We start from the raw sequence: 21682 nt of genomic DNA, 5'->3' as shown, positions 1-21682 counted from the left end.
GGCGTCCTGCCAGGCTACCCCCGGATCAGCGCCAGGACTCAGCCGTCACTAAGGTCGCACTCTGCGTCGTCAGTGCCGTCGCGGTAAAAAGCGCTTTCAGGTGCAGTAACCACTGGCACGGCAAAGAGCCGCTCCTTGAACAGGCGCGGCGCTTCGGATCAATTCAGACCCAGTTTGCCGCGCAGGGTCGAGAGGTCTTCGGCCAGGGTGTTGACCGGGCCGACCAGGGCCTTGCGGTCGTTCTCTTTGACTTTGTCGTAGGTTTCAAAGCCACCGTCCTTGGTCTTGTACTTGGCCAGAATCTTGTCCACGGTGGCGAAGTTCTTGTCGACTTTGCTGGAGAAGGCTTTGTCCTGCTGCTCGATCTGCGGGCGGAACAGGTCGACGATTTTCTTCGCGCCGTCGATGTTGCCCTGGAAGTCATACAGGTCGGTGTGGCTGTAACGGTCTTCTTCGCCGGAGATCTTGGTCGCCGCTACTTCTTCCAGCAAGGCTGCTGCGCCACCGACTACTTTTTCAGGCGGGAAGGTCAGGTCGGCTACGCGCTTTTCCAGGTCCTTGACGTCGCTCAACAGCTTGTCGGCGATAGGGCCCTGGTCCTTGGTGGTGTTCTGCGAGAACAGCGCGTACTCCAGACGATGGAAACCGGTGAAGTCTTCTGCCGTAACGCCTTGCTCGTGGTCGTCGACGCGTGAGTCGATGGACGCATCCAGGTCACTGAACAGTTCGGCAATCGGCTCTACCGACTCGTAGTACACGCGGGTAGGGGCATACAGCTTTTTGGCCGTCGCGATGTCGCCCTTCTTCACGGCATCGGTGAACTTCTGGGTGTGGCTGACCAGTTCTTCGATGTTTTCGGTCACGTAAATCTTGTAGTCCGAAACCGGACCTACCAGGTCCAGCGGCGCGGTGGCGGCAAAGGCAGCCAGTGGCGTCTGGAGCAGGCCAAGGGTCAAGAGCAAAGCCAGGGGCGTCTTTTTCATGGGTGTCTTCCGGGTCTGGAGTGGGTAGGTCATGCAGTTTTAGTGGACGACGCCGCTGCCAGCAGCGAGCGGCCGATGAAATCCTGGTCACCGGTTACCCCCGGCAGGGTGAAGAAGTAGCCACCACCGACCGGTTTGAGGTATTCCTCCAGCGGCTCGCCGTTGAGGCGGCTCTGAACGGTGATGAAGCCTTTTTCCAAGTCAGCCTGATAGCAGATGAACAGCAGGCCCATGTCCAGCTGACCGTTCTTGTTCACCCCGTTGGAGTAATTGAACGGGCGGCGCAGGATCAGGTTGCGCTGGCTTTCGGCGGTACGCGGGTTGGCCAGGCGGATGTGCGAATCCAGTCGGGTTTTCTTGCCTTCCGGGTCTGCGGCATAGTTGGGCACATCGGTCTCGACCTTGCCGTCCATAGGCGCACCGGTGCTTTTGCTGCGGCCGAAAATCGATTCCTGCTCCTGCAAAGGCGTACGGTCCCAGCGTTCCACGAAGTTACGGATGATCCGCACGGCCTGATAGCTGCCATTGGCGGCCCACGCTGGCTCATCGCTGCCGGGCTGCACCCAGACCAGCTCGTTCATGGTCTTCTGATTGTTGGAATCCGGGTTTGCCGAGCCATCCCGGAAACCGAGGAAATTACGCGCGCTTTCCGGCGGCTGGCCAGGCTTCTTCGGTGCCTGGGGCGGCACGGTGCCTTCCTGTTTCCAGCGCACCAGCAACAGGTCAGGCAGGTTCTTGACGATGTCGCGCAGGGCGTGAATGTTGCTGTCGGCGGTGTTGGCGCAGAACTGGATGCTCAGGTCGCCGTGGCAACTGGCCGGATCCAGCGCGTCGTTGGGGAAGCCGGTCATGCGGATCAGGCGTTTGGGTTTGACCGGGGTCAGGCCAAAGCGCTCATCGAACAGCGATTCGCCTACCGACACGGTAATGGTCAGGTTATCCGGGGTGACCACAGGGCCAAGAATGCCGGAATCAGGCGGTGGCAGTTTCGGGTCGATCTCCGGCACCGGGCCGCCGGTCATCAGGAACGCGATGCGCTCATTGAGCGTGCGGAACAGGCGCTCGAGGTCTTCGCGGTCGGCAGCCAGCACGTCGAACGCGACCAGCATGCCTGCGGCCGGACGCGGGTTGACGATGCCGGTCTGATGCAGGCCATGAAAGTCGTTGTGGTCCTGGGTCTTTTCACTGTTCGGTGCTTCGGTGACTTGCGCCGGCGTTGCGGCCAGTACGTTGCCGCTCAGGCTGCTACCAGCCAGCGCGGCACCGGCAGCACCTAGACCCATCAGGACACGGCGACGCTGTATTGAAGCGGGGGCGTTAGTGGCTTCTGGACTGTTGTCTGGGTTTTTCATCGTAGTGTGCTGTGCTCCAGTGAATCAGAGGTCAGAAAGGCCAAGTGCCGCGTCGATGCCGTTGAGTGCGTCAGCCAGTGCGCCAGCCTTGGCAGCGATCTGCTTGCGCTGCGTCTCGTCCATCTGGTCATAGGGGCGCATGCCTCCCTCAGTGGTGCTCAACGCATCAAGTGTGGTGTCCAGATCAGCCATGGCCGCATCGATCTTCTGCAGCAGATCGGCAGCGCTGCGGGTCAGCAACGGACGCAGCAGATCGACGATTTTGCGGGTGCCGTCCAGATTGGCAGCAAAGCCGTTAAGGTCGCTGTGGCTGTAGCGTTCTTCTTCGCCGTTGCTGCGTACGTCAGCCAGGCTGCGCATCGTGCGGGTGGCGATGGCGGCCAGTTGTTCGGGGGCCAGCGATTGCGCCATCAACTGCTGTTTGAGCTGAGTGACATCGGTTTGCAGGCGCTGCGCGACGGGCGACAGGCCCTCGACGCTGTGCTGATCGAACAATGCGTATTCAATGCGATGGAAGCCGGTAAAGCCCGGATCCTGTTCACGCTTCTCGTAGTAATCGGCGCGGGCGTTGATGGCGTTGTCCAGTTCCGAGAGGCGCTGAGCAGCCGGAGCAATACGCTGATACGCGGTGCGGGCGGGCAGGTAGGCCGCCTGCGCGGCGCTCAGGTCGCCAGCGTCAATGGCCTGTTGCAGAGCCGTCACGGCCTTGATCAGTGCCGAACCTTGCAGGCTCAGGTACACCCGGTATTCGGAAAGAGGACCGATGAACGCGGTCATCGACGGGCGTGCCTTGGCTTTTGCATCTGACTCGGCGGTCGGGGTGACGTGCAAGGTGCCACGCGGGTTACTGAGCAGGCCGCAGGTGATCGCGTAATCGCCGGGCGCCAGATTGGCATTGATCACCTGGCTCAAGCCCGGCGCAATGTTTTCCCGCTCTTCAACCACCAGCACGCCATCGAGAATTTCCCATTCGACGGCGCGTTCCGAGCGGTTGACGATGCGGAAGGCATTCTTGCCCGCCGCCACTGTCAGCACATTCGGCTCACAGTTGCGAGCGTGAATATTGACCACGGTTTCAGTGCCGGCATTGGCTGCACGCTTTTTTGCAGCGACCTGCGAGGCGTAATAGAACAGCCCGCCAGCGGCAATCATCAGGATCACCGAACCGGCGACAGCCAATTGCAGGACACGGGGCGGCCGGGCGTTCTCGGAAGGCCCTGGGGTACGGATAGACATGGGTGCCCTTATTCGTTCGTCACAGAAGATGTTTTCGGCTGTAGGGTCTTGCCGGACGCCGGGGTGTGCGGCATGAAGAACAGCAGCAGCGCCCCGATCAGGTAAATCAGGTAGACGCTCAAGGTGCTGACGGTCGGAGCGTCCTGGTAACCGAACATGCCGGCCAGTACCGAGCCGGCAGGCCCATCCATCGGCAACAGTGCGCTGATGTCGAAGACCACTTCCTGCAGATGATTCCAGATCCCGGCTTCATGCAAAGCCTGAACGGAATTGGCGAGAATGCCCGCGGCTACCACCAGAATGAACAACCCGGTCCAACGGAAAAACAGGCCCAGGTTCAGGCGCATGCTGCCGCTGTAAATGGCTACGCCGAAGCCTACGGCCAGCAACAGGCCGAGCAGGGCACCCAGCGGTGCGCCCGAGCCTTCGCTCTGCTGGAACACCGCGAGCAGAAAGAATACGGTCTCCAGCCCTTCGCGGGCCACGGCGAAAAACACCATGGCGATCAGCGCGTAGGTCTGGTTTTTCGAGCCGGTGAGGGCAGCGTCCAGAGATTCGTGCAACGCGTGCTTGATCGAGCGGGCAACCTTGCGCATCCAGAACACCATCGAGCTTAAAATGCCCACGGCGATCAGGCCGACAATGCCTTCGAACAACTCCTGTTGCTTCTGCGGAAACTCGGCGCTCATTAACTCAAGCCCGCCACCGACGAACAGCGACAGCGCCGCAGCGAGGAACACGCCGATCCACACCGCAGGCATCCACTCGCCGCGGCCGGTCTGCTTCAGGTAACTGGCGATAATGCCAACAATCAGCGCGGCTTCGATGCCTTCGCGCAGCATGATCAAAAACGGAACGAGCATATCTCACCGGGTCAAAACTGTAGGGTGAACGTGCTTCAGCGAGCCATAAGCCGGAAACACTGCGTAACATAATGATACTCATTCTTGAATGCGGGTAGTTGTTTTTTATCTGCATCCCGGTTTTGGCAGGTTGTTCAGGTCAGGTTCAGCTGGGCTGGCTTGAGCGTAGTAAATACCGGGGGCGGCCACTGGGTGGCCTGACCTGCCCATTTCTATTTGGGAAAACACGATGTCATCAGAATCAGACGCACCTGGCAGCGAGTGCGCACAGCCAATTGACGCGAACGCTGTTGCACATGCAGAGGCGGTCGAAATGCTCAAGGCCATCGACAGTCGATGGGAGTCACTGATCAATCACGTCGGCCCCTGTCTGCATCCCGTCACGGCTGCGCAGGACCCATTCCAGGCGCTGATCAAGGCCGTCGCCTATCAGCAACTGCATGCCAAAGCGGGTGACGCTATGGTCATGAGGCTGCGCGCCCTGTTTCCAGACGCGGCTTTTCCGGCCGCGCAGGCATTGGTCGAGCTGGATGAGCAGACACTGCGCTCCTGCGGTTTCTCGGCGTCCAAGTGCCGTGCGATCAAAGCCATTGCCGCGGCACGGGTCGACGGTCTTGTCCCCGATGTCAGCGCTGCATTGGCCATGAGCAATGAAGCGCTTGTCGAGCGCCTCATCCAGTTGCCGGGCGTAGGTCGCTGGACGGTCGAGATGATGCTCATTTACGGTCTCGGTCAGATGGACGTGATGCCCGCCAGCGACTATGGCGTGTGCGAAGGCTATCGACGGCTGTATGCTCTCGAACTCAAGCCGGGTCATAGGGAAATGGCCAGAATTGGCGAACGGTTCGGCCCTTACAGGACGATTGCCGCCTGGTATTTGTGGCGAGTACCGGCCAACTTCAGCGACATCGACTTATCTCGAATTTGAAAGCAAGACTCGGAGTGCCTGTGTGTTGCGGCAGGGATAGGCTCATCGAAACTCAAGACAGGCCATCAGCATGGAAAACATGAAAGGCACGTTGAAAACGCGCGCGCCACGAACCGAAGAGGATCCGCGCTGGGAGGTCCTGCTCAATCGTCGTTCCGGTGCGGGCGCTGACTTCGTCTACGGTGTGCTGACAACCGGCATCTACTGCAAACCCGGCAGCCCGAGCAAACTCCCAAAGCCGGAAAACGTCGTGTTCTTTTCTTCGGCAAGCGAGGCTGAAGCTGCCGGGTTTCGCCCATCGCGGCGCACTGGCAGTGATCAGCAAAGCGTGGACCTCAAGCATGCTTCGGCCGTTTCCGAAGCCTGCAGGCTGATAGACGCCTGCGACTCGATGCCCAATCTCGCTGCGCTTGCGGAGAAGGTCGGGATGAGCAGTTTTCATTTTCACCGCACTTTCAAGAAGCTCACCGGGTTGACGCCCAAAGCCTACAGCGTCGCTTCCTTGCGCTCGCGAGTGAAAGTCCAGCTTTCCCACGATGTGACCATCACCAGTGCGCTGTATGAAGCAGGCTTCAACTCCAACAGTCGATTCTATGAGGCTTCGCAGAAAATGCTGGGCATGAAACCTTCTGAATACCGCGCAGGCGGGACCAATGTCGATATCAGGTTTGCACTGGGTGAAAGCTCGCTGGGCTCGATTCTGGTGGCCAGAAGTCCCAAGGGTATCTGCGCCATTTCGCTCGGAGACGACCCCAATGTTCTGGTCGAAAAGTTTCAGGATCAGTACCCCAATGCCAATCTGATCGGCGGGGATGAAGAGTTTGAACAACTGGTCGCCCGGGTCGTGGGCTTTGTCGAGTCGCCTGCGACCGGCCTCGCGCTGCCGCTGGACATCCGCGGCACGGTTTTTCAGGAGCGGGTATGGCAGGCGCTCAGGGATATACCTGCCGGATCGACCGCAACCTACACCGATATCGCCACACGTATCGGTATGCCCAGCGCGGTTCGCGCAGTGGCGAATGCGTGCGGCGCCAACACGCTGGCAGTTGCCATTCCCTGCCATCGGGTCGTGCGCAGCGACGGGGCGTTATCCGGCTATCGCTGGGGTGTCGAGCGCAAGCGCAAGCTGCTTGAAATCGAAGCTGCCGAGGGAACAGGGCTTCTTTCAGGGCTTTGAACAGCACCCTGACTCGCCGAGAATCCGGTAGGCCAGCCTTACCCGTTCTTCATTCGGATAGTTCTTGTTGGCCAGGATCACGATGCCGAGCTGTTTTTCCGGTATGAACGCGACATAGCCACCGAAACCGTTGGTTGATCCGGTCTTGTTGACCCAGACCGCAGATTGCGCTGCCTGCGGCGGCTCGATCACTTCGGTTTTGAGCGTGTTCAGCATGGCACTGGTGTTGCCTTCAAGCAGCTGCGCCAAGCCAACCGGCATCGGATACTGCTCCCAGATCAGGTCCTGAGTCATGCCGCCGACTTTGAAATAGCTGATCCGTGTGTCGCTGAGCGCGCGTTGCAGCGGCGCGTCGTATTGACCAGGCCCAAGGTTTGCCTCGACAAAACGGATCATGTCCCGAGCACTCGATTTCACGCCGTAGGCTTCACTCGCCAGAGGACCTGGGTTAACCCTGACCGGTTCGTCGAGTTTGTTGTAGCCCTGTGCATAAAACGCCTGCTTTTCGTCGGGCACGGTCACGTAGGTGTTGCTCAGGTTCAGCGCCGGAAACAGGCGCTGCTGGAGGGCTTTTTCATACGGCAGCTTCATGCTGCGCGACGCAACCATACCGAGCAGGCCCACACTGGGGTTGGCATAGGTGCGGTGGGTGCCGGGCAGGTAGTCGGGCTGCCAGGCCTTGAAATAGTCCATCAATTGGCGAGTGTTCTGCACCTTGTCGGGCACTTGAAGGGGGAAACCGCCTGCTGTGTGGGTGCCGAGGTGAAAGACCGGTATTTTGCCCAGACGTGTGTCATTCAATTGCGGCAGGTAGGTGTCGATGCTGTTGTTCAGCGACAACTGCCCATTGGCCTGCGCCCAGGTGGCCAGTGTGGCAGTGAAGGTTTTGCTGATCGAGCCCAGTTCGAACAACGTATCGCTGGACACCGGCTGGCCGGTTGTTTTTGAGGCGACGCCGTAGTTATAGAACTGTTGTGTACCGTTGCGGGTGACGGCGATGGACATGCCTGCAATGTTGTTTTTCTGCATCACCTGCTGCGCCGCTTGCTGCACAACGGCATCAAGGTCAGGTGCCGGGTCTTGAGCGCAGGCAAGGGAAGCGTTCAGCACAAGCGCCGCGCATAACAGTGTCTTATTCCATGGCATCACATGATTCCTTGTTGTTTTGGGTCGCCGCCGATCATCGAAGAACGCTGTTTTGAAGCCTTGCTGCGGTGGTCGGTGGCGGCGGGTTTGCGTAATATGCCTCCTTTTTTGCGCTTCCTCCACGGGGCGCGGTTCAGGTAACCCATGAAATCAATCCGTATACGCGCCGAAGTCCTGGCCGGGCTCACGACATCCTTTGCCTTGGTGCCCGAGTGCATTGCCTTTGCACTGGTGGCCCATCTCAACCCGCTGATGGGGCTCTACGGCGCGTTCATCATTTGTACGCTGACGGCCCTGTTCGGCGGGCGTCCGGGCATGGTCTCCGGTGCGGCCGGTTCGATGGCGGTGGTGATCGTCGCGCTAGTGGTGCAGCACGGCGTGCAGTATTTGCTGGCGACCGTGCTGTTGGGCGGTTTGATCATGATCCTGTTCGGGCTGCTGCGGCTCGGCAAGCTGGTGCGGCTGGTGCCTTATCCGGTGATGCTGGGCTTCGTCAACGGCCTGGCGATTGTGATTGCGATGGCGCAATTGGAGCACTTCAAGGTTGGTGAGTCATGGCTCAGCGGTACGCCGCTGTACGTGATGCTCGGTCTGGTGGCGCTGACCATGGCGATTGTCTATCTGTTGCCGCGCCTGACTCGTGTTGCACCGCCTGCGCTGGTGGCGATTCTGAGCGTCGGGCTGGCGGTCTACCTGCTCGGCCTGCCGACCCGCACCCTGGGCGACATGGCGCACATTGCCGGTGGCCTGCCGGTATTTGCCATGCCGGACATTCCGTGGAGCCTGGACACCCTGCGCATCATCGCCCCGTACGCCATCCTGATGGCGCTGGTCGGTCTGCTGGAAACCCTGCTGACCCTGAACCTGACCGACGAGATCACCGAAACCCGTGGTTATCCGGATCGCGAGTGCGTGGCACTGGGTGCTGCCAACGTGGTGTCCGGTGCCTTCGGCGGCATGGGCGGTTGCGCGATGATCGGCCAGACGGTGATCAACCTCAGTTCCGGCGGCCGCGGTCGTGTGTCGGGCGTGGTGGCGGGTTTGATGATCCTGATGTTCGTGCTGTTTCTGTCGCCGCTGATCGAGCGCATTCCATTGGCGGCGCTGGTCGGGGTGATGTTCGTGGTCGCTCAGCAGACTTTCGCCTGGGCCTCGTTGCGTGTGCTGCGCAAGGTGCCGGTCAATGACGTGTTGGCGATCATTGCCGTGACCGTGGTCACGGTGCTTACCGACCTGGCCACTGCGGTGCTGTTCGGCATCATCATCGCGGCGATCAACTTTGCCTGGCAGCAGGCCCGCGAGCTGTATGCAGACAGCCATGTAGAGGCCGACGGCAGCAAGGTCTACCACCTGCACGGCACGCTGTTCTTCGCCTCGACCACGCCGTTTCTCGACCAGTTCAACCCGGCCGATGACCCGGCACAGGTGACACTGGACTGCCGCCACCTGAGTTTCGTCGATTACTCGGCCATTGCTGCGCTCAAGACCTTGCGCGAGCGCTATGCCAAAGCGGGCAAGCATTTGCGCGTGGTGCACCTGTCCGAGCGCTGCAAGCGGCTGCTCAAGCGCGCCGGCGTGCAGCACGCATGAGCCGCGTTTAGGCCGTATGTCTTTTCTCTGATACCGAAGGTGTGTGCCTGATGGATGCCGTCTCCCCGCTGCAAGCCTACGAACGTGCCGTCCAGCGTGGTTTTCAGCCTGATCAGGCGCAGTTGCAGGCTGCCCGACAGTTGCAGGCGTGCTATCAGGCCCTGACCGATGCTCGTGGTCGGACACAGGGCGTCTATTTGTGGGGGCCGGTCGGGCGCGGCAAGACCTGGTTGATGGACCGCTTTTTCGAAAGCCTGAGCGTCCCGGCCCGGCGTCAGCATTTTCATCACTTCATGCGCTGGGTGCACAAGCGCATGTTCGAGCTGATGGGCACGCCTCAGCCGCTGACCGTGGTCGCCAAAGAGCTGGCGCGGGAAGTGCGGGTGATGTGTTTCGATGAGTTGTTCGTGACTGATATCGGCGACGCAGTGATTCTCGGCGGGCTGCTGCAGGTGATGTTCGAAGAAGGCGTAGTGCTGGTCTGTACGTCCAATCAGCCACCGGAAAAGTTGTACAGCCACGGCCACAATCGTGAGCGCTTCCTGCCAGCGGTCGCCGCGATCCTGAAATACATGAATGTGGTGGCGGTCGACGGCGGCGAGGATCATCGCCTGCACCCCGGACAGTTGCACCAGCGTTACTGGGTTGCACAGGCAGGTCAGCCAAGTGCATTGAAGGGGATATTCGAAGCGCTGAGCGCTGGCCAGCCGGTTCACGACTCGCAGGTCATGCTCGGCTATCGCAGCATCAATGTGGTTCAGCATTCCGATACGGCAGTGTGGTGCCGCTATCGTGACCTGTGTGAACAACCGCTGGCGGCGATGGATTTTATCGCGTTGTGTGATCGTTTCTCGGTGATTCTGCTCAGCGAAGTGCCGCCCCTCAGCGCCGCCCAGCGCGAGGCAAAGATTGCCCGTGGCACCGAGGATGGCGTGGAGCAGGTGACGGCAGGCGACCGCGAGCTGCCGCAGTTATCGCCCAACGACGATGGCGTGCGACGTTTCATTGCGCTGGTGGACGAATGTTACGACCGGCGCATTCCGCTGTATGTCGAAGCGCCGGTGCCAATGGACGAACTGTACACTCAGGGTTATCTGTCGTTTGCCTTTCGGCGCACCCTGAGTCGGCTTCAGGAAATGCAACTGGAGCGTTTCACCGAGTCCTGAGCCTCAAGCTGCATCCCGACGGCGCTGGGCCAGCATGTGTTTGGCACCTTCGATCATCAGCACCACGACGGCCAGCCAGATTGGCAGGTAAGTCAGCCATTCATCGCGGCCGATGCTCTCGCCCAGCAACAGGGCGACGCCTACCAGCAGCACCGGTTCGACATAACTGAGCAAGCCGAACAGGCTGAACGGCAGCAAACGGCTGGCAACGATGTAACTGACCAGTGCCGAGGCACTGATGACCCCGAGCACGGGAATCAGCAGGTACAGCAGCGGTGCCTGCTGGATGGCTTGCGGATGACCGTTGGCGATAAACCACAGGCCGATGGGCAGCATCAGCAGCATGTCGAACCAGAGCCCGCCGAGGTGGTCGGTCTTGAGCTTGCGTCGCAGCACGAAGTACAGCGGATAACCGCCCGCGACCAATAGCGTCTCCCACGAAAAGCTGCCCAGCCGCCATAGCTCATGGCCGACACCGATCATGGCAAATACCGCCGCGACCTTTTGCAGATACGAGAGGTGTTCGCCGTACACGATGCGGCCGGTAAGAATCATGCTCAGCGGCAGCAGGAAATAACCCAGCGACACCTCCAGGCTGCGTCCGTGCAGCGGTGCCCACATGAAGATCAGCAACTGCGCGCCCAGCAACAGCGAGGACAGCAGCAGCCCGGCTATCAGCAGCGGCTGCCGCCTGAGCCGCCCCGCCAGTTCACGGACCCGCGTCCAGTCGCCGCTGACCCACATGAACAGCGTCGCGCAAGGCACTGTCAGCAGCATGCGCCAGCCGAATATCTCTTCACCGTCGAGGGGCGACATCAGCGAGGTATAGAAATACATGACCCCGAACAGCACGGAGGCCAGGACTGACAGCGCGACACCTTTGTACACAATGGCCTCTTTTGCGGATGCTCGGGCATGGGCTTGCGCACCGGTCTGGTGCGAACGGAGGCCAGTTTAGTGTGCAGGTGAGGAAAAAGCTCGGGTTTGCAGGCGCAATTTTGCTCAGGCAACGGGCACACCGTGGTATGTCCCGGCACCTGACAGGTCAGAGATGCATCAGCAGGATTATTTCAGCGTATTCCAGAGTGCATCGTCGTTGAAGTCGCGGATAACGCTTTTGGCTCCGGCCGCCCGAAGCTGAGCTTCGTCAAGCCCCGACAGCATGCCGAAGGTATGAATCCCGGCGGCGCTCGCCGATTGCACTCCCGCCAGCGAGTCCTCGAAAGCAAGCGCCTGGTCGGCCGTCACGCCCAGCAACTCCAGAGCTGTGAGGTAAGGCATGGGATGCGGTTTGCCGCGCTCCAGCTCGCCGCCGATCACAATGATTTCGAAGCGGTCGACAATGCCCAGCCCGGTCAGCATGGCCATGGCATTTTCGCGTGGAGCATTGGTGACCACCGCCGTGCGCAGGCCGCTTTGCCGAGCGTGGTCAAGGATACGCAGCACGCCCGCCACGGGAGTCGTTTCACCCAGTTGAGCGCGAAACATTGCCTCTTTTTCCGCTGCCAGACCAGCGTATTGCGCCGCAGGAATATCGGGAAACAGACCGCCAAAAATCATGTCATCCGGAAAGCCCATGACGTGGGCCTTGTAGTAGCCGATGTCCATCGAACGGTCCCAGCGGGCCAGCAACTGGTTATAGGCGTTCAAATGCAGTTCATCGGTATCGATAAGGGTTCCGTCCAGATCGAACAACAGCGCGCAAAGAGCCATTGGTTCTTACTCCTTTGAAGGTTCGGTAGGGTTGCCGACAGACCAGACGCCACGCAGGGCAGGTACCCACGGCAACATGAGAAGGGGGTAGACGATCAACAGGCTGAAGGCAGCTTCGACTCCGATTCGTTCGGACAGCAGCCCGAGCAGAAACGGTGCCAGCAGGAGCGCCACGCCGACCGCTTGTGACGCTTGCGTGCTGAGCGCGGAGCTTGCGTGGGGCGCAACGCGCATGGCGGATCCCAGGATCAGCGGAAAGAAGTTGCCCAGACAGGCACCGAGCACGAACGTGAGGATCGCAGTGCCGACCACCCCTTCGATCAACGACAGCACCAGCAGTGTAGCAATGGCGCTCAGTATCACCACGGTCAGCAATGTAAAGGGGGAAACCCGGCGCAGCGCATAGCTGCTGACCAACCGCCCGCAGACGGTGCCGGCAAAGTAAAGGCTCATCAGTGTAGCGGCGACCGACGCGCTGGTCTGTACGTGGGTCTTGATGTATTCCGCGCCCCAGAACCCCACACCCCATTCCGCCGAGATGCCCAGAATCACCAGTGCCCACAGGCTGAGCCGAACCAGACGCTGTGGGCGCAGGGTATCGGCCATTGGCGACGACCCGGCTTGGCCGGGCATGGCCCGATGGATCGTCTGCGGCGCGCAAAACATGATCAATGCCCATGCGCTGATCAGCAGCGGAGCCATGCGCCACGACAGTCCGATAGCCGTCGCTGCGCCCACCAGCAGCGCGCCGCCCAGCACACAGAGGCCTGCCACGATGTGGGCTTCCACCAGTTTCGCGGCAGCCTGCTGGCCATAAAGTTTGCCGAGCATGGCCTGTCCGACGGCCATCACCAGACCTCCAGAAAACCCCATCAGTACGCTGCCGGGCAGGGTCATGGGTAAACCGCTGGCGATCGAAAACAGCCCGCTGGCCAGCACAATCGAACCGATGGCGATACGTCCGGTGCCGATGGGCAGTGCCCGGCTTTCCAGCCAGCGATACGGAATTCCGATCAGTACCAGCCCCAGCGCATAGGCGGCAAAATGCAGGCCGGTCCAGCGCAGATCAAGATCGAATTCGGCACGCAGAAACGGCATCAGCGGCCCGAGCATGCCTTGCTGAGCCCCGAACAGGCCGAACATCAGGTAAATCGACCAGGGCCGCCGCTCCGATCCTGCTGGCGCAGACGACGAGGGCGTGTGGGCCATGTCGGTCATAGGCCCGCCTTTGTGTCGAACAGTGAATGCCAGCGTGCACAACGGGCGACCTTGGCATGGCTGGCCTCGATTGCATTCAGCGCCTTGAGATCGACGGTCGCCAGGGTATCGCTGGACACGCCGCCGACCACCACCTTGCCGTAGTGTCGGCTGATTGCAGCAGCGTCCGGCGAAAGCATCCAGCCAAGCGCCTGTACCGCCTGTTTCGCACGTTGCGAACCGGCGCGGCAGCCGAACACTTCGAACTCGTAACGACGTGCGTCATCGGGGACGCACCAGCGCAAGGAGCTGTGCTGCGCTGCTGCGCGAGTGGCCGCCGTGGAAACCGTAACGCCGACGTATGCACGGCCTTCGGTCACGGCGTCTATCGGCGCTGTGGAAGAACCGCTGATCGAAGGTCGCAATTGTGCCACTTGAGCCAGCATGCCCCAGGCCCCCTCGCCATACGCTTCCAGCAACGCGCTCAGGTGCAGATAGCCTGCACCTGAGCGGCCCGGATCTGGCAGGGCAATGCGCTGCGCCCACTCTGGCGCGCAGAGCGCCTCCCAGGAGAGTGGGGGCGTGAGGCCGTGTGTGGCGAGCACTTCAGGATCAAAGCAAAAGGCCGGCACGAAGCCTGAAGGGCTGAACCAGCGCCGGTCAGCGGCAATCGCCTGTGCAGGCAAGGTCGAGCAGTCAAGCGCGTCAAGAATCAGCAGCTGTGAGTTCAGTGCGGGATCAAGCAAGGCGGTGGCCGCAGTTCCCAACAACAGGTCCCAGTCGCCCGCCGTGCCGTTGCTCACGCGGTCGATCAGCTCTGATGTGGACCAGCGAGAGAGGCGCACGGGCACCCCGATATGCTCGCTGATGCCTGCCACGAACTCGGCCAGTTCGGCATTTTCCATCGAGCTGATAGCGATAAGTTCATCCATGTCAGGCCTCAATCCAGCAGTCCATGCAGTTTGGCGTATTGCAGCAGCATGATGGTCTTGCCGTCGCAGATTGCCCCGGTGTCTATCATGGCCAGCGCTTCGTCCAGCGGCAGCTCGAGAACCTCGATTTCTTCGCCTTCCGCTTCCAGACCACCGCCGTCGCTCAGCTTGTTTTCATCAAAATATTCGCCGACGAAAAAGTACAGCCGCTCGGTCACCGACCCAGGACTCATGAACGCTTCGAAGACCTTGCGCACCTCCTGGATGCGATAACCGGTTTCTTCCTCGGTCTCCTTGCGGATACAGGTTTGCGGATCGTCGCGATCCAGCAACCCGGCGCAGGTTTCGACCAGCATGCCGTCGTGCTCGTTGACGAAGGCCGGAAAGCGGAATTGCCGGGTCAGGACCACCGTCTGCTTCAGCTTGCTGTAGAGCAGGATGGTTGCACCGTTGCCGCGGTCGTAGGTTTCCCGGGTCAGGGTGCGCCAGGCGCCGTTGCGCCCCTGAAAGTCATAGGTGGTCTTGCGCAGTACGTACCAGTTGTCCGAGAGCACTTCGACTTTCTTGATACGCACTCGGTCCTGAGTGGTGCCCGGATTGTTCATGCTTTCGCTCCCAGGTGAGTGGCGTTGGGGGCAACCGTCAGCAGGCGCGCGATCATTTCCGGGTCGCGATGCTCGGGGGCGGTCATGACGGCGGTGTCCAGCGCGTGATCACATCCGGATGAGCAGGTACCCTGATGTTCACCCAGTCGCGTCACGGCTTCGGTGACCAGACGGCGGGTCAGTGCGACCGTATCAGCCATTCGCTGGGCGACCAGCGTCGCGTTGACCTGTTCATGGGACTCGTGCCAGCAGTCGAAGTCAGTGGGGATGGCAATCATCGCGTAGCAAAGCTCCGCTTCGCGTGCCAGCTTGGCTTCCGGCATGGCGGTCATGCCGATCACGGTGCCACCCCATTGGCGATAGAGGCTGGACTCGGCGCGTGTCGAAAACTGCGGCCCTTCCATGACCACGTAGGTGCCGCCGTTGAGGGCCTGCACGTCGGCGGCTTCTGCCGCGCCGGCCAACACCGAACGCATGCGCCCGCACACCGGGTCGCCAAACGGCACGTGACCGACCAGCCCCGGCCCGAAGAACGTCTTGTCACGCTTGATCGTGCGATCGATGAACTGGTCGATCAGCACGAAGCTGCCCGGCGGTGCATCGTGGCTCAGGCTGCCCACGGCACTCACCGACAACAGTTGAGTGCAGCCGACACTGCGCAGCGCGGCAATATTGGCGCGCACATTGATGAACGCGGGCGGGATGGTATGGCCCACACCGTGGCGCTGCACGAACGCCACCGGCACGTCGTTGAGGGTACCCAGCGTGACCGGAGAAGAGGGTTTGCCGAACGCCGTTTCGCACTCGACAAGCTGTATGTCTTTCAAACCGGGCAATTGCTGAAGGCCACTGCCGCCGATGATGCCGATACGTTGAGTCTGCTGGTGAGCCAAGGGGGTATTCATACGCTGCCTCTGGTCTTCAAGGTGGTTTCGGGGTGTCCGGCAGTCACCAGACGCTCATACAGTTCGGAAAGCGCGGTGGGTGCGCTGCCGCGTCGCAGCAGCAGGCCTTCACTGGCGTTGTTGCTGTAGCGTGGTTCGTGAATTTTCAAGTGCCGGTCAATCGCTGGCAGGTAGTTCCAGCGCACGCCCGGGTACAGCGAGTGCGCCAGATGGTAGGCATCCGATGTTGGCGCGATGAACACGCGGATCAGCCATCCGCTAACACCGAAATAATCGGTGGGGCGGCCTGCCAGGTACTCAAGATCGCGGCGGTCTCTGGACGTCCCTTCGACAAACCAGCGGTGCTCGGTGAGCAGTGACACCCAGGCAAATACCGGGTATGAGGTCAGCAATGGCACCAGCCAGCCAAACAGCACGCCTTTCCAGCCGCCTGCCCAGTAGAGCAGGGCGACAACCGTCATCAGACACAGCACACGGACCGCCGTGGTCAGGTGCGAGTGATTCAGCAAACTGTTGCGCGCCATGGTGCTCAGGTTGACCCAGGCACCCTGAGGCGTCAGCGGATAGAGCAACAATGAATGAAATTTTCCGGGGGATATTCCGGCCACGTAGCCACCTGCGTGTACCCGCGCGCGGTTGGGGTCAAGATGCGGATGATTGGGGTTGCGATGATGTTCCAGCGTGTGGGTCTGGTGTCGGCTGCGCATGTCGCGTTTGAATGCCGGGAACTGATAGAAGATGTTGCTCAGCCACCACTGCCATTGGTGATTAGGGCATAGCGCAAAATGCACGGCGTTATGACCGAACTCCTGCAGCGCCCGAAACCGTCCGCCGCTCCAGAGCACGACCAACAGCCATGTCAGCGGTGACGAGTAGAGCGATGCGAGCAGTACGGCGGCCATTATATCCAGCCATGTCCAGATGAACGGCAGCGGCGCGAGCCATTCATCCAGCGGTCGGTAGTAGTGCTCCTTGCGGTCGGGAAGCCTTGGTATCAGACGCAGCAATCGCAATATGCGCTGCGTGTCGCGGTAATAAAAAGCGACGGTCGCACGCAAAGCCAGCGCAGTGGCGATCAGGGCAGCCAGAACAAGGTGCGATGTGCTCATGGTCAGGCACTCCCGGTCTTGGCGAGCAGGGCGTGACCGTGCGTGAAGCGCTCAAGCAGATCGTCCAGGCCACTGAACAGCGGGGCGCCGCTGAGCTGCAGGCGTTGGTAGTCCTGATGACCTGTCGAAACCAGAACCGGTGACCAGCCCACCGCCTGCGCGACGTCGAAATCATGCAGCGTATCGCCGACAAACAAGGTTCGTGAGGCGGGCGTGCCCAGTTTTTTTTGCAGCACTACGGCTTCGGCCGTCTTGCTGGTGGCCTGGTTATGGCTCAGACCGACGACATGCTCGAAACTGTCAAACAAACCCTTGGCTCGGAGGGTCTGTACCAGAACGTCGCAGTGCGATGCCGACAGGATCGAGACGCCGATCCCGAGCTGGCGCGCCGCATCGAGAAACTCGATCACGCCCGGTTGCAGCGGGCATTGAGCGACATGTGCGTCAAAGTGCTCGAGATAGTGTTTGACGATGACAGAAAAGGGCACACGGTCCAGATCGAAGCCGAGTGACGCATAGAAACCGGCAATCGGAAAATCGAACCTGGCCCGATATTGCTCGGCGGTTACAGGCGCGACACCAAAATGCTCGCCGCAGCGATTCACGGCGAAGACAGCAAGATCGATGTCGTCGATCAAAGTACCGTTCCAGTCGAACACCACATGCTCGATGCCGGAAAAATGCAGGATATCGTCAATCATTGTCGAGTATTCCGAGAAAGTAGGGCGTTAAGCGCAATGCGCGACACAATTGCCGGCGCATAAACCCGGGCGGGGTTGACCACCAGATTGGTCACTCCGATCTGTGTTTCCAGTGCACGGCGGTTGTCCGCCGAGAGCGAGCCCAGCCCGGCACCGTACCAGTGGTCGAAACGGGTGCGCCATGTGCGTTCCCCCGAGGTTTCCGGGAAACGAAAGTCTTCGGTCGTGGCCATGTTCCAGGCACCGTCGACGACACCGCACAGCAAACCTTGCAACTGATGGCAACCGAGCGAGCGGTCCAGCAGCGCATCAAGGCGTTGATCGATGCAGTCGGCTTCCAGCGCGCCGATGGTCATGCCCTGGCTGTAAAGCGGATTCATGCTGCTCAAGGCATCACCCACGACCAGCAAACCCTCGGGCCAGCGCTCGAGACGGTCGTAATGAGTGCGGCGACTGCCGGGCATCCTGAAGGTAAAGACCTCGGACAGTGGCTCGGCCTCGCGGATGACATCATGGATGTCTGGCACAGGCAGGCCGGCCAGTGCCTGAAGGAACTCGTCCGGGTCCTTGCCGGGGAAGTTGCCGAACCAGCCACCGGTGGTGACCATCCAGCGATCGCCCTCGATCGGGCTGATGACCCCCATCGAACGCTGGGCTGGAGCGGTCGGCAGCACCAGTAGTACTTGCCATTGTTCAGCGAAGGCAGGCAGCCGTTTGTAGATGCGCGATGCGTAGCCCAACTCGGTCTTGACCACGCTGTTCTGCACAGTGCCAAAGCCTGCTTCTTTAAGCCAGGAAGGCATGTGCGTGCCCCGGCCACTGGCATCCACCAGCAGGTCGCAGGACAGGCTGCGCTCGCCCGAGCCGTCATCAATGATGACGCCGCTTACCTGACCTGGCTTTTCAACACCTGCAAACTCGATACGCGTTACCCGCGTACCCGAAAGAACAGTGACCTGCGGGACTGTCGTCAGGCAACGGCGCAACTGGTTGTCGATGAGCCTGCGGCTGCAGTAGTGAGCCTCGATACCGCTGCGATAGCGATTTTTCCAGCGGCCGCGCTGGTACCACTTCACATCATGTCCGAGGTCCGCTACCTGAGCGCCGTGTTGTTCAAGTGCGCTCAGCAGGCCCGGGAAGATCCGCTCCATGATCTGCTTGCCGCGCAACAGCAGCAGGTGCACATGATGCTCTTGAGGGAGGCTCTGACGCGGCCCCGTCTCGTCGTGAAAGTCGCCTTTCTCGACAACAGTGACACGCTCGAAACGGCGTGCCAGTACAGCAGCGGTCAGGCAGCCCGTGACACTGCCGCCAATCACTACCGCATGGCCCGAACGCAGGGCCGGTTCAACCGGGAGAGTAGTCATTGAGCACCTCGGCGATGTAATGCAGATCGTCGTCCAGCAGGTTCGGATGCAACGGCACCGTCGTCAACGAACGCAGCAACCTGGCAGCGTTGGGGCAATCGCGGTGATACCGGGTCAGCAGCGGCAGTTGATAAAGCGGCTGGTTGTCATATTTGCCGATGTCCGATTCGATGCCGTGGCGTTGCTGGTAGTGCACCAGTTGGCGACCGTCATGCCCCACCGATTGCAGTAGCAGGGAATAGGCATTGACCGCGCCGCCTTTGACGACAGGCAGCTCGCGAAACGCCGGGTTGTCGAGCATTGATAGAAGCTGTTCGCGGTTGCTCATGCGGCGTTCAAGATGCGAATAGAGCTGACGCGAGCGCGCCAGCCCCAGTGCTGCCTGCAGACCGCCCAGTTTCAGGTTGATGCCCAGCGATTCGCCCGTCAGGTTGCCGAAACGGGTATAGGCACGGATACGTCTGGCCCGGTCATCGTCATCGGTCATCACGAAACCGCCTTCGCCGGTCGAGATGAACTTGCAGTCATGGGTGCTGAAACAGCTGATATCGCCATGTCGCGCGAGCCACGTGCCGTCCAGCCGGGTCATGTGGGCGTGGGCCAGGTCCTGAATCAAGGTGATACCGGCTTGCCGCAGAAACGCCCAGGTGTCTTTCGAGCGGATCGGATACCCCCACATGGGCACTTCGATGACTGCGCAGGTACGCGGGCCGATACAGCGCTGCAGGTCTTCCGGGTCCAGACCGAAGCTGTCCGGCGCGACATCACAGAACACCGGCACAAGCCCCAGTGAGAGAATCGGCAGGACCGTACAGATCGGGCCTGTCGGCGCAACGATGACTTCATCGCCCGGCTTGAAGTCGACGCCGGCAAGCGCAGCGGTTACCGACGCCGCACCCGAAGAAACGGCGATCACATGCCTGATGCCATACAGCGCCGAAAGTGCTGCTTCGTATTCGTCGACCACCTGCGAAGTGCCTGTCAGGCCCGAATGCAGGGCGCGCTCCAGCTCATGCAGGTCATCGATCGAATGCATCGGCCCTTTCTGGGTAATGGTGCGCATCTGGGTAATGGTTCGCAGGTTCATTGCGCCACCTTGATTCCTACCAGGTCCCACAGCGCATCGTCTGCAAAAACCCGGTCGACCATTCGCCGGAAGTTGGGAAACATCTTCAGGTCTGCGGTTTCCTGCTTGCTGAAGAAGCGCGCATGCTCGACTTCCCTGTTATCCGGGCAGGCAAGCAGGCTGGTCGCTGTGACATAAATCAGGTCCAGGTGATAGTGCGGGCCGCGTTTATCGTCGATGTATTCGCACAGCACCCTGTAAGGCTGATGCAGTACGGTGACATCGGTTTCGACGTCGGCGAGCTCTTCATCGCGCTCGCCGAGCAGCTCGGCATGAATGCCTGTCTCCTCGAAAATTTCCCTGAGCACTGCGACGTCCGGGGTTTCTCCCTGTTCGATGTGCCCGCCCGGGTAAAGCCATACTCCGAGCTTGCGGTGATGCAGCAGCAGCATCTTCCGTTCCGGGTTCAAGACGAACCCGGACGCGGTGAAATGCCGATCCAGTTGTGAGCGATCGAGTGGTTCGGTCATTTATGCGGCACCATACTGGTTGATGCGATCAGCCATGTAGTCGAGTTCCGCCCGGGTAATGTCCGGATGCACCGGAATCGTCGTCATGCCAGCCAGCAGCGCTTCCGCATTCGGGCATTCGTTGCGGTACTGCGCGAGTGCCGGAAATTCATAGAGCGCCTTGCACCCGTAGCGCTTGATGTCGGACGGGATACCGGCCTCGTCGAGGTAGTCGATGAATGCACGGTTGTCGGCGAAGTGCAGCTCAAGGTTCAGGAAGTAATAGTTGGGCACACCGCCCTCGATGATCTTTTTCTCCCGGACCTTGCTGTGGTCGAGCCTGGCAAGAAAGTAGGCTGCGTTCTCTCGGCGTTGCTGGATCTGGCCCGTGAGTGATGCCAGGCGGCTGCCACCCAGTGCCGCCGGTAATGCCGCGAGTTTGTAGTTGAGGCCGAAATCCTTGCCGTTGAGGTTGCCGAAACGACTGTAGTCGCGGCAGCGCTGCGCCAGTGCATCGTCGTCGGTGAGAATGAAGCCGCCTTCACCGGTTGCCAGTGGCTTGCGTTCATGGGTACTGAAGCAGGAGAGGTCGCCGAACTGCGACAGTGGGCGGCCTTCCAGGGTAGTGCCGTGCGAATGAGCCAGGTCCAGAATGAGTTTGATACCCAGCTCGTGGGTCAAGGTGCGCAACTCGTCGACTTCGGTCGGATAGCCCCACATCGGAATATCGATGATGGCCTTTGTGCGTGGCGTTATCCGCGCTTTTATCGACACAGGATCGGCGCCAAAACCGTGGGCCCGGGTGTCGACAAAGATGGGGTTGGCCCCGGCCGCGATGATCGGGTAAATCGTGCACAGCGGGCAGCTTGGGGTCAGCAGAACGTCGTCGCCCGGACCGACACCGGATGCATAAATAGCCACGCTTAACGCTGCGCCGCCTGACGATACGGCAATGGCGTGTTGTGCTTCGAACCAGGCGGCGAGTTTGCTCTCGTACTCACCGACCACATCGCTGGTGCCCGACAGTGGGCGTTCCAGTGTCAGTTGCATGGTCAGCAGGTCATCGGCGTAAACCGGGCGATATTTATCCGAGACAGCAGGTCGAGCAGTTGCGCTATTGGAAAGACTGGACATTTT

Annotated in this window: 22 protein-coding genes; 4 read left to right on the top strand and 18 right to left on the bottom strand. The window is 60.6% G+C overall.

Annotated elements, in window-relative coordinates:
- Positions 1-158 precede the first annotated feature (158 nt).
- Genes efeO (RYB09_RS25045) through efeU form a run of 4 tightly spaced genes read right to left on the bottom strand, consistent with a single transcriptional unit; the run spans position 159 to position 4434 of the window.
- Positions 159-983 (bottom strand): iron uptake system protein EfeO, encoded by an 825-nt coding sequence (gene efeO / locus RYB09_RS25045; protein ID WP_003370329.1) that lies wholly within the window; start codon positions 981-983, stop codon positions 159-161.
- Positions 984-1012: 29 nt separating this feature from the next.
- Complete coding sequence (gene efeB / locus RYB09_RS25040) at positions 1013-2335, bottom strand: iron uptake transporter deferrochelatase/peroxidase subunit (protein WP_219169557.1); 1323 nt, start codon at positions 2333-2335, stop codon at positions 1013-1015.
- 24 nt (positions 2336-2359) lie between these two features.
- On the bottom strand, positions 2360-3571 hold the full coding sequence (gene efeO, locus RYB09_RS25035) for an iron uptake system protein EfeO (RefSeq protein WP_219169555.1): 1212 nt from the start codon (positions 3569-3571) through the stop codon (positions 2360-2362).
- A gap of 8 nt (positions 3572-3579) precedes the next feature.
- Positions 3580-4434 carry an iron uptake transporter permease EfeU gene (gene efeU / locus RYB09_RS25030; protein WP_044323083.1) on the bottom strand — a complete coding sequence of 285 codons (855 nt, stop codon included), beginning with the start codon at positions 4432-4434 and terminating at the stop codon, positions 3580-3582.
- A 313-nt stretch (positions 4435-4747) separates the two neighbouring features.
- On the opposite strand from efeU, the gene RYB09_RS25025 reads away from it, so the two are divergent.
- Positions 4748-5362, top strand: coding sequence for a DNA-3-methyladenine glycosylase family protein (locus RYB09_RS25025; protein WP_122259462.1), 615 nt, complete (start codon positions 4748-4750; stop codon positions 5360-5362).
- A gap of 70 nt (positions 5363-5432) precedes the next feature.
- Positions 5433-6539 (top strand): bifunctional DNA-binding transcriptional regulator/O6-methylguanine-DNA methyltransferase Ada, encoded by a 1107-nt coding sequence (ada, locus tag RYB09_RS25020; RefSeq protein WP_316890672.1) that lies wholly within the window; start codon positions 5433-5435, stop codon positions 6537-6539.
- Here the strand turns inward: ada and ampC are convergent.
- Positions 6528-7685 carry a class C beta-lactamase gene (gene ampC, locus RYB09_RS25015; RefSeq protein ID WP_316890670.1) on the bottom strand — a complete coding sequence of 386 codons (1158 nt, stop codon included), beginning with the start codon at positions 7683-7685 and terminating at the stop codon, positions 6528-6530. The genes ada and ampC overlap by 12 nt on opposite strands.
- Positions 7685-7831 (bottom strand): hypothetical protein, encoded by a 147-nt coding sequence (locus RYB09_RS25010; protein WP_005744526.1) that lies wholly within the window; start codon positions 7829-7831, stop codon positions 7685-7687. The genes ampC and RYB09_RS25010 overlap by 1 nt, the downstream gene beginning before the upstream one ends.
- Here RYB09_RS25010 and RYB09_RS25005 point away from each other — a divergent pair.
- Positions 7830-9275, top strand: a complete 1446-nt coding sequence (locus RYB09_RS25005; RefSeq protein ID WP_058400933.1) for a SulP family inorganic anion transporter — start codon at positions 7830-7832, stop codon at positions 9273-9275. The two genes, RYB09_RS25010 and RYB09_RS25005, sit on opposite strands and share 2 nt — an antisense overlap.
- A gap of 50 nt (positions 9276-9325) precedes the next feature.
- Positions 9326-10441 carry a cell division protein ZapE gene (gene zapE, locus RYB09_RS25000; RefSeq protein WP_316890667.1) on the top strand — a complete coding sequence of 372 codons (1116 nt, stop codon included), beginning with the start codon at positions 9326-9328 and terminating at the stop codon, positions 10439-10441.
- Positions 10442-10444: 3 nt separating this feature from the next.
- Here the strand turns inward: zapE and rarD are convergent, their stop codons facing one another.
- From rarD to RYB09_RS24940, 12 genes are all read right to left on the bottom strand, one after another.
- Positions 10445-11329, bottom strand: coding sequence for an EamA family transporter RarD (gene rarD, locus RYB09_RS24995; protein ID WP_058400935.1), 885 nt, complete (start codon positions 11327-11329; stop codon positions 10445-10447).
- A 177-nt stretch (positions 11330-11506) separates the two neighbouring features.
- Positions 11507-12154 carry an HAD-IA family hydrolase gene (locus RYB09_RS24990; protein ID WP_316890665.1) on the bottom strand — a complete coding sequence of 216 codons (648 nt, stop codon included), beginning with the start codon at positions 12152-12154 and terminating at the stop codon, positions 11507-11509.
- Between the two features lie 6 nt (positions 12155-12160).
- Positions 12161-13372, bottom strand: a complete 1212-nt coding sequence (locus RYB09_RS24985; RefSeq protein ID WP_058400937.1) for an MFS transporter — start codon at positions 13370-13372, stop codon at positions 12161-12163.
- Positions 13369-14283, bottom strand: coding sequence for an ABC transporter substrate-binding protein (locus RYB09_RS24980; RefSeq protein WP_058400938.1), 915 nt, complete (start codon positions 14281-14283; stop codon positions 13369-13371). Before RYB09_RS24980 ends, RYB09_RS24985 begins: the two co-directional genes overlap by 4 nt.
- A gap of 8 nt (positions 14284-14291) precedes the next feature.
- On the bottom strand, positions 14292-14888 hold the full coding sequence (nudK, locus tag RYB09_RS24975; protein ID WP_004410962.1) for a GDP-mannose pyrophosphatase NudK: 597 nt from the start codon (positions 14886-14888) through the stop codon (positions 14292-14294).
- A complete protein-coding gene (gene mtnP / locus RYB09_RS24970; protein ID WP_058400939.1) occupies positions 14885-15793 on the bottom strand; it encodes an S-methyl-5'-thioadenosine phosphorylase in 909 nt (302 codons plus the stop codon). The genes nudK and mtnP overlap by 4 nt, the downstream gene beginning before the upstream one ends.
- Entirely contained in the window at positions 15790-16902 is a 1113-nt protein-coding gene (locus RYB09_RS24965) for a fatty acid desaturase family protein (protein ID WP_058400940.1), read from the bottom strand. The genes mtnP and RYB09_RS24965 overlap by 4 nt, the downstream gene beginning before the upstream one ends.
- A 2-nt stretch (positions 16903-16904) precedes the next feature.
- Complete coding sequence (locus RYB09_RS24960) at positions 16905-17603, bottom strand: HAD family hydrolase (RefSeq protein ID WP_122280538.1); 699 nt, start codon at positions 17601-17603, stop codon at positions 16905-16907.
- Positions 17600-18970: an FAD-dependent oxidoreductase gene (locus RYB09_RS24955; RefSeq protein ID WP_058409088.1), complete on the bottom strand. Its 1371-nt coding sequence runs from the start codon at positions 18968-18970 to the stop codon at positions 17600-17602. The genes RYB09_RS24960 and RYB09_RS24955 overlap by 4 nt, the downstream gene beginning before the upstream one ends.
- Positions 18951-20057: a DegT/DnrJ/EryC1/StrS family aminotransferase gene (locus RYB09_RS24950; RefSeq protein WP_122259450.1), complete on the bottom strand. Its 1107-nt coding sequence runs from the start codon at positions 20055-20057 to the stop codon at positions 18951-18953. The genes RYB09_RS24955 and RYB09_RS24950 overlap by 20 nt, the downstream gene beginning before the upstream one ends.
- Positions 20054-20566: an NUDIX hydrolase gene (locus RYB09_RS24945; protein WP_316890659.1), complete on the bottom strand. Its 513-nt coding sequence runs from the start codon at positions 20564-20566 to the stop codon at positions 20054-20056. Before RYB09_RS24945 ends, RYB09_RS24950 begins: the two co-directional genes overlap by 4 nt.
- Positions 20567-21679: a DegT/DnrJ/EryC1/StrS family aminotransferase gene (locus tag RYB09_RS24940; RefSeq protein WP_058400945.1), complete on the bottom strand. Its 1113-nt coding sequence runs from the start codon at positions 21677-21679 to the stop codon at positions 20567-20569.
- Positions 21680-21682 lie beyond the last annotated feature (3 nt).

The organism is Pseudomonas syringae group sp. J254-4 (assembly GCF_032586855.1).
Lineage (GTDB): Bacteria > Pseudomonadota > Gammaproteobacteria > Pseudomonadales > Pseudomonadaceae > Aquipseudomonas > Aquipseudomonas amygdali.
Note: the sequence above shows the minus strand (reverse complement) of the source record. Positions and strands in the feature narration are given on the sequence as shown.

Bases quoted from the DNA above. Each gene is read 5' to 3' on its own strand.
- RYB09_RS25010 (WP_005744526.1), bottom strand. From the start codon at position 7,831: ATGGGTTACCTGAACCGCGCCCCGTGGAGGAAGCGCAAAAAAGGAGGC.
- efeO (WP_003370329.1), bottom strand. From the start codon at position 983: ATGAAAAAGACGCCCCTGGCTTTGCTCTTGACCCTTGGCCTGCTCCAG.
- RYB09_RS24985 (WP_058400937.1), bottom strand. From the start codon at position 13,372: ATGACCGACATGGCCCACACGCCCTCGTCGTCTGCGCCAGCAGGATCG.
- efeU (WP_044323083.1), bottom strand. From the start codon at position 4,434: ATGCTCGTTCCGTTTTTGATCATGCTGCGCGAAGGCATCGAAGCCGCG.
- RYB09_RS24950 (WP_122259450.1), bottom strand. From the start codon at position 20,057: ATGAACCTGCGAACCATTACCCAGATGCGCACCATTACCCAGAAAGGG.
- RYB09_RS24980 (WP_058400938.1), bottom strand. From the start codon at position 14,283: ATGGATGAACTTATCGCTATCAGCTCGATGGAAAATGCCGAACTGGCC.
- efeO (WP_219169555.1), bottom strand. From the start codon at position 3,571: ATGTCTATCCGTACCCCAGGGCCTTCCGAGAACGCCCGGCCGCCCCGT.
- zapE (WP_316890667.1), top strand. From the start codon at position 9,326: ATGGATGCCGTCTCCCCGCTGCAAGCCTACGAACGTGCCGTCCAGCGT.
- RYB09_RS24960 (WP_122280538.1), bottom strand. From the start codon at position 17,603: ATGATTGACGATATCCTGCATTTTTCCGGCATCGAGCATGTGGTGTTC.
- nudK (WP_004410962.1), bottom strand. From the start codon at position 14,888: ATGAACAATCCGGGCACCACTCAGGACCGAGTGCGTATCAAGAAAGTC.
- RYB09_RS25025 (WP_122259462.1), top strand. From the start codon at position 4,748: ATGCTCAAGGCCATCGACAGTCGATGGGAGTCACTGATCAATCACGTC.
- RYB09_RS24990 (WP_316890665.1), bottom strand. From the start codon at position 12,154: ATGGCTCTTTGCGCGCTGTTGTTCGATCTGGACGGAACCCTTATCGAT.
- RYB09_RS24945 (WP_316890659.1), bottom strand. From the start codon at position 20,566: ATGACCGAACCACTCGATCGCTCACAACTGGATCGGCATTTCACCGCG.
- RYB09_RS25005 (WP_058400933.1), top strand. From the start codon at position 7,830: ATGAAATCAATCCGTATACGCGCCGAAGTCCTGGCCGGGCTCACGACA.
- mtnP (WP_058400939.1), bottom strand. From the start codon at position 15,793: ATGAATACCCCCTTGGCTCACCAGCAGACTCAACGTATCGGCATCATC.
- RYB09_RS24940 (WP_058400945.1), bottom strand. From the start codon at position 21,679: ATGTCCAGTCTTTCCAATAGCGCAACTGCTCGACCTGCTGTCTCGGAT.
- efeB (WP_219169557.1), bottom strand. From the start codon at position 2,335: ATGAAAAACCCAGACAACAGTCCAGAAGCCACTAACGCCCCCGCTTCA.
- ada (WP_316890672.1), top strand. From the start codon at position 5,433: ATGGAAAACATGAAAGGCACGTTGAAAACGCGCGCGCCACGAACCGAA.
- RYB09_RS24965 (WP_058400940.1), bottom strand. From the start codon at position 16,902: ATGAGCACATCGCACCTTGTTCTGGCTGCCCTGATCGCCACTGCGCTG.
- ampC (WP_316890670.1), bottom strand. From the start codon at position 7,685: ATGCCATGGAATAAGACACTGTTATGCGCGGCGCTTGTGCTGAACGCT.
- RYB09_RS24955 (WP_058409088.1), bottom strand. From the start codon at position 18,970: ATGACTACTCTCCCGGTTGAACCGGCCCTGCGTTCGGGCCATGCGGTA.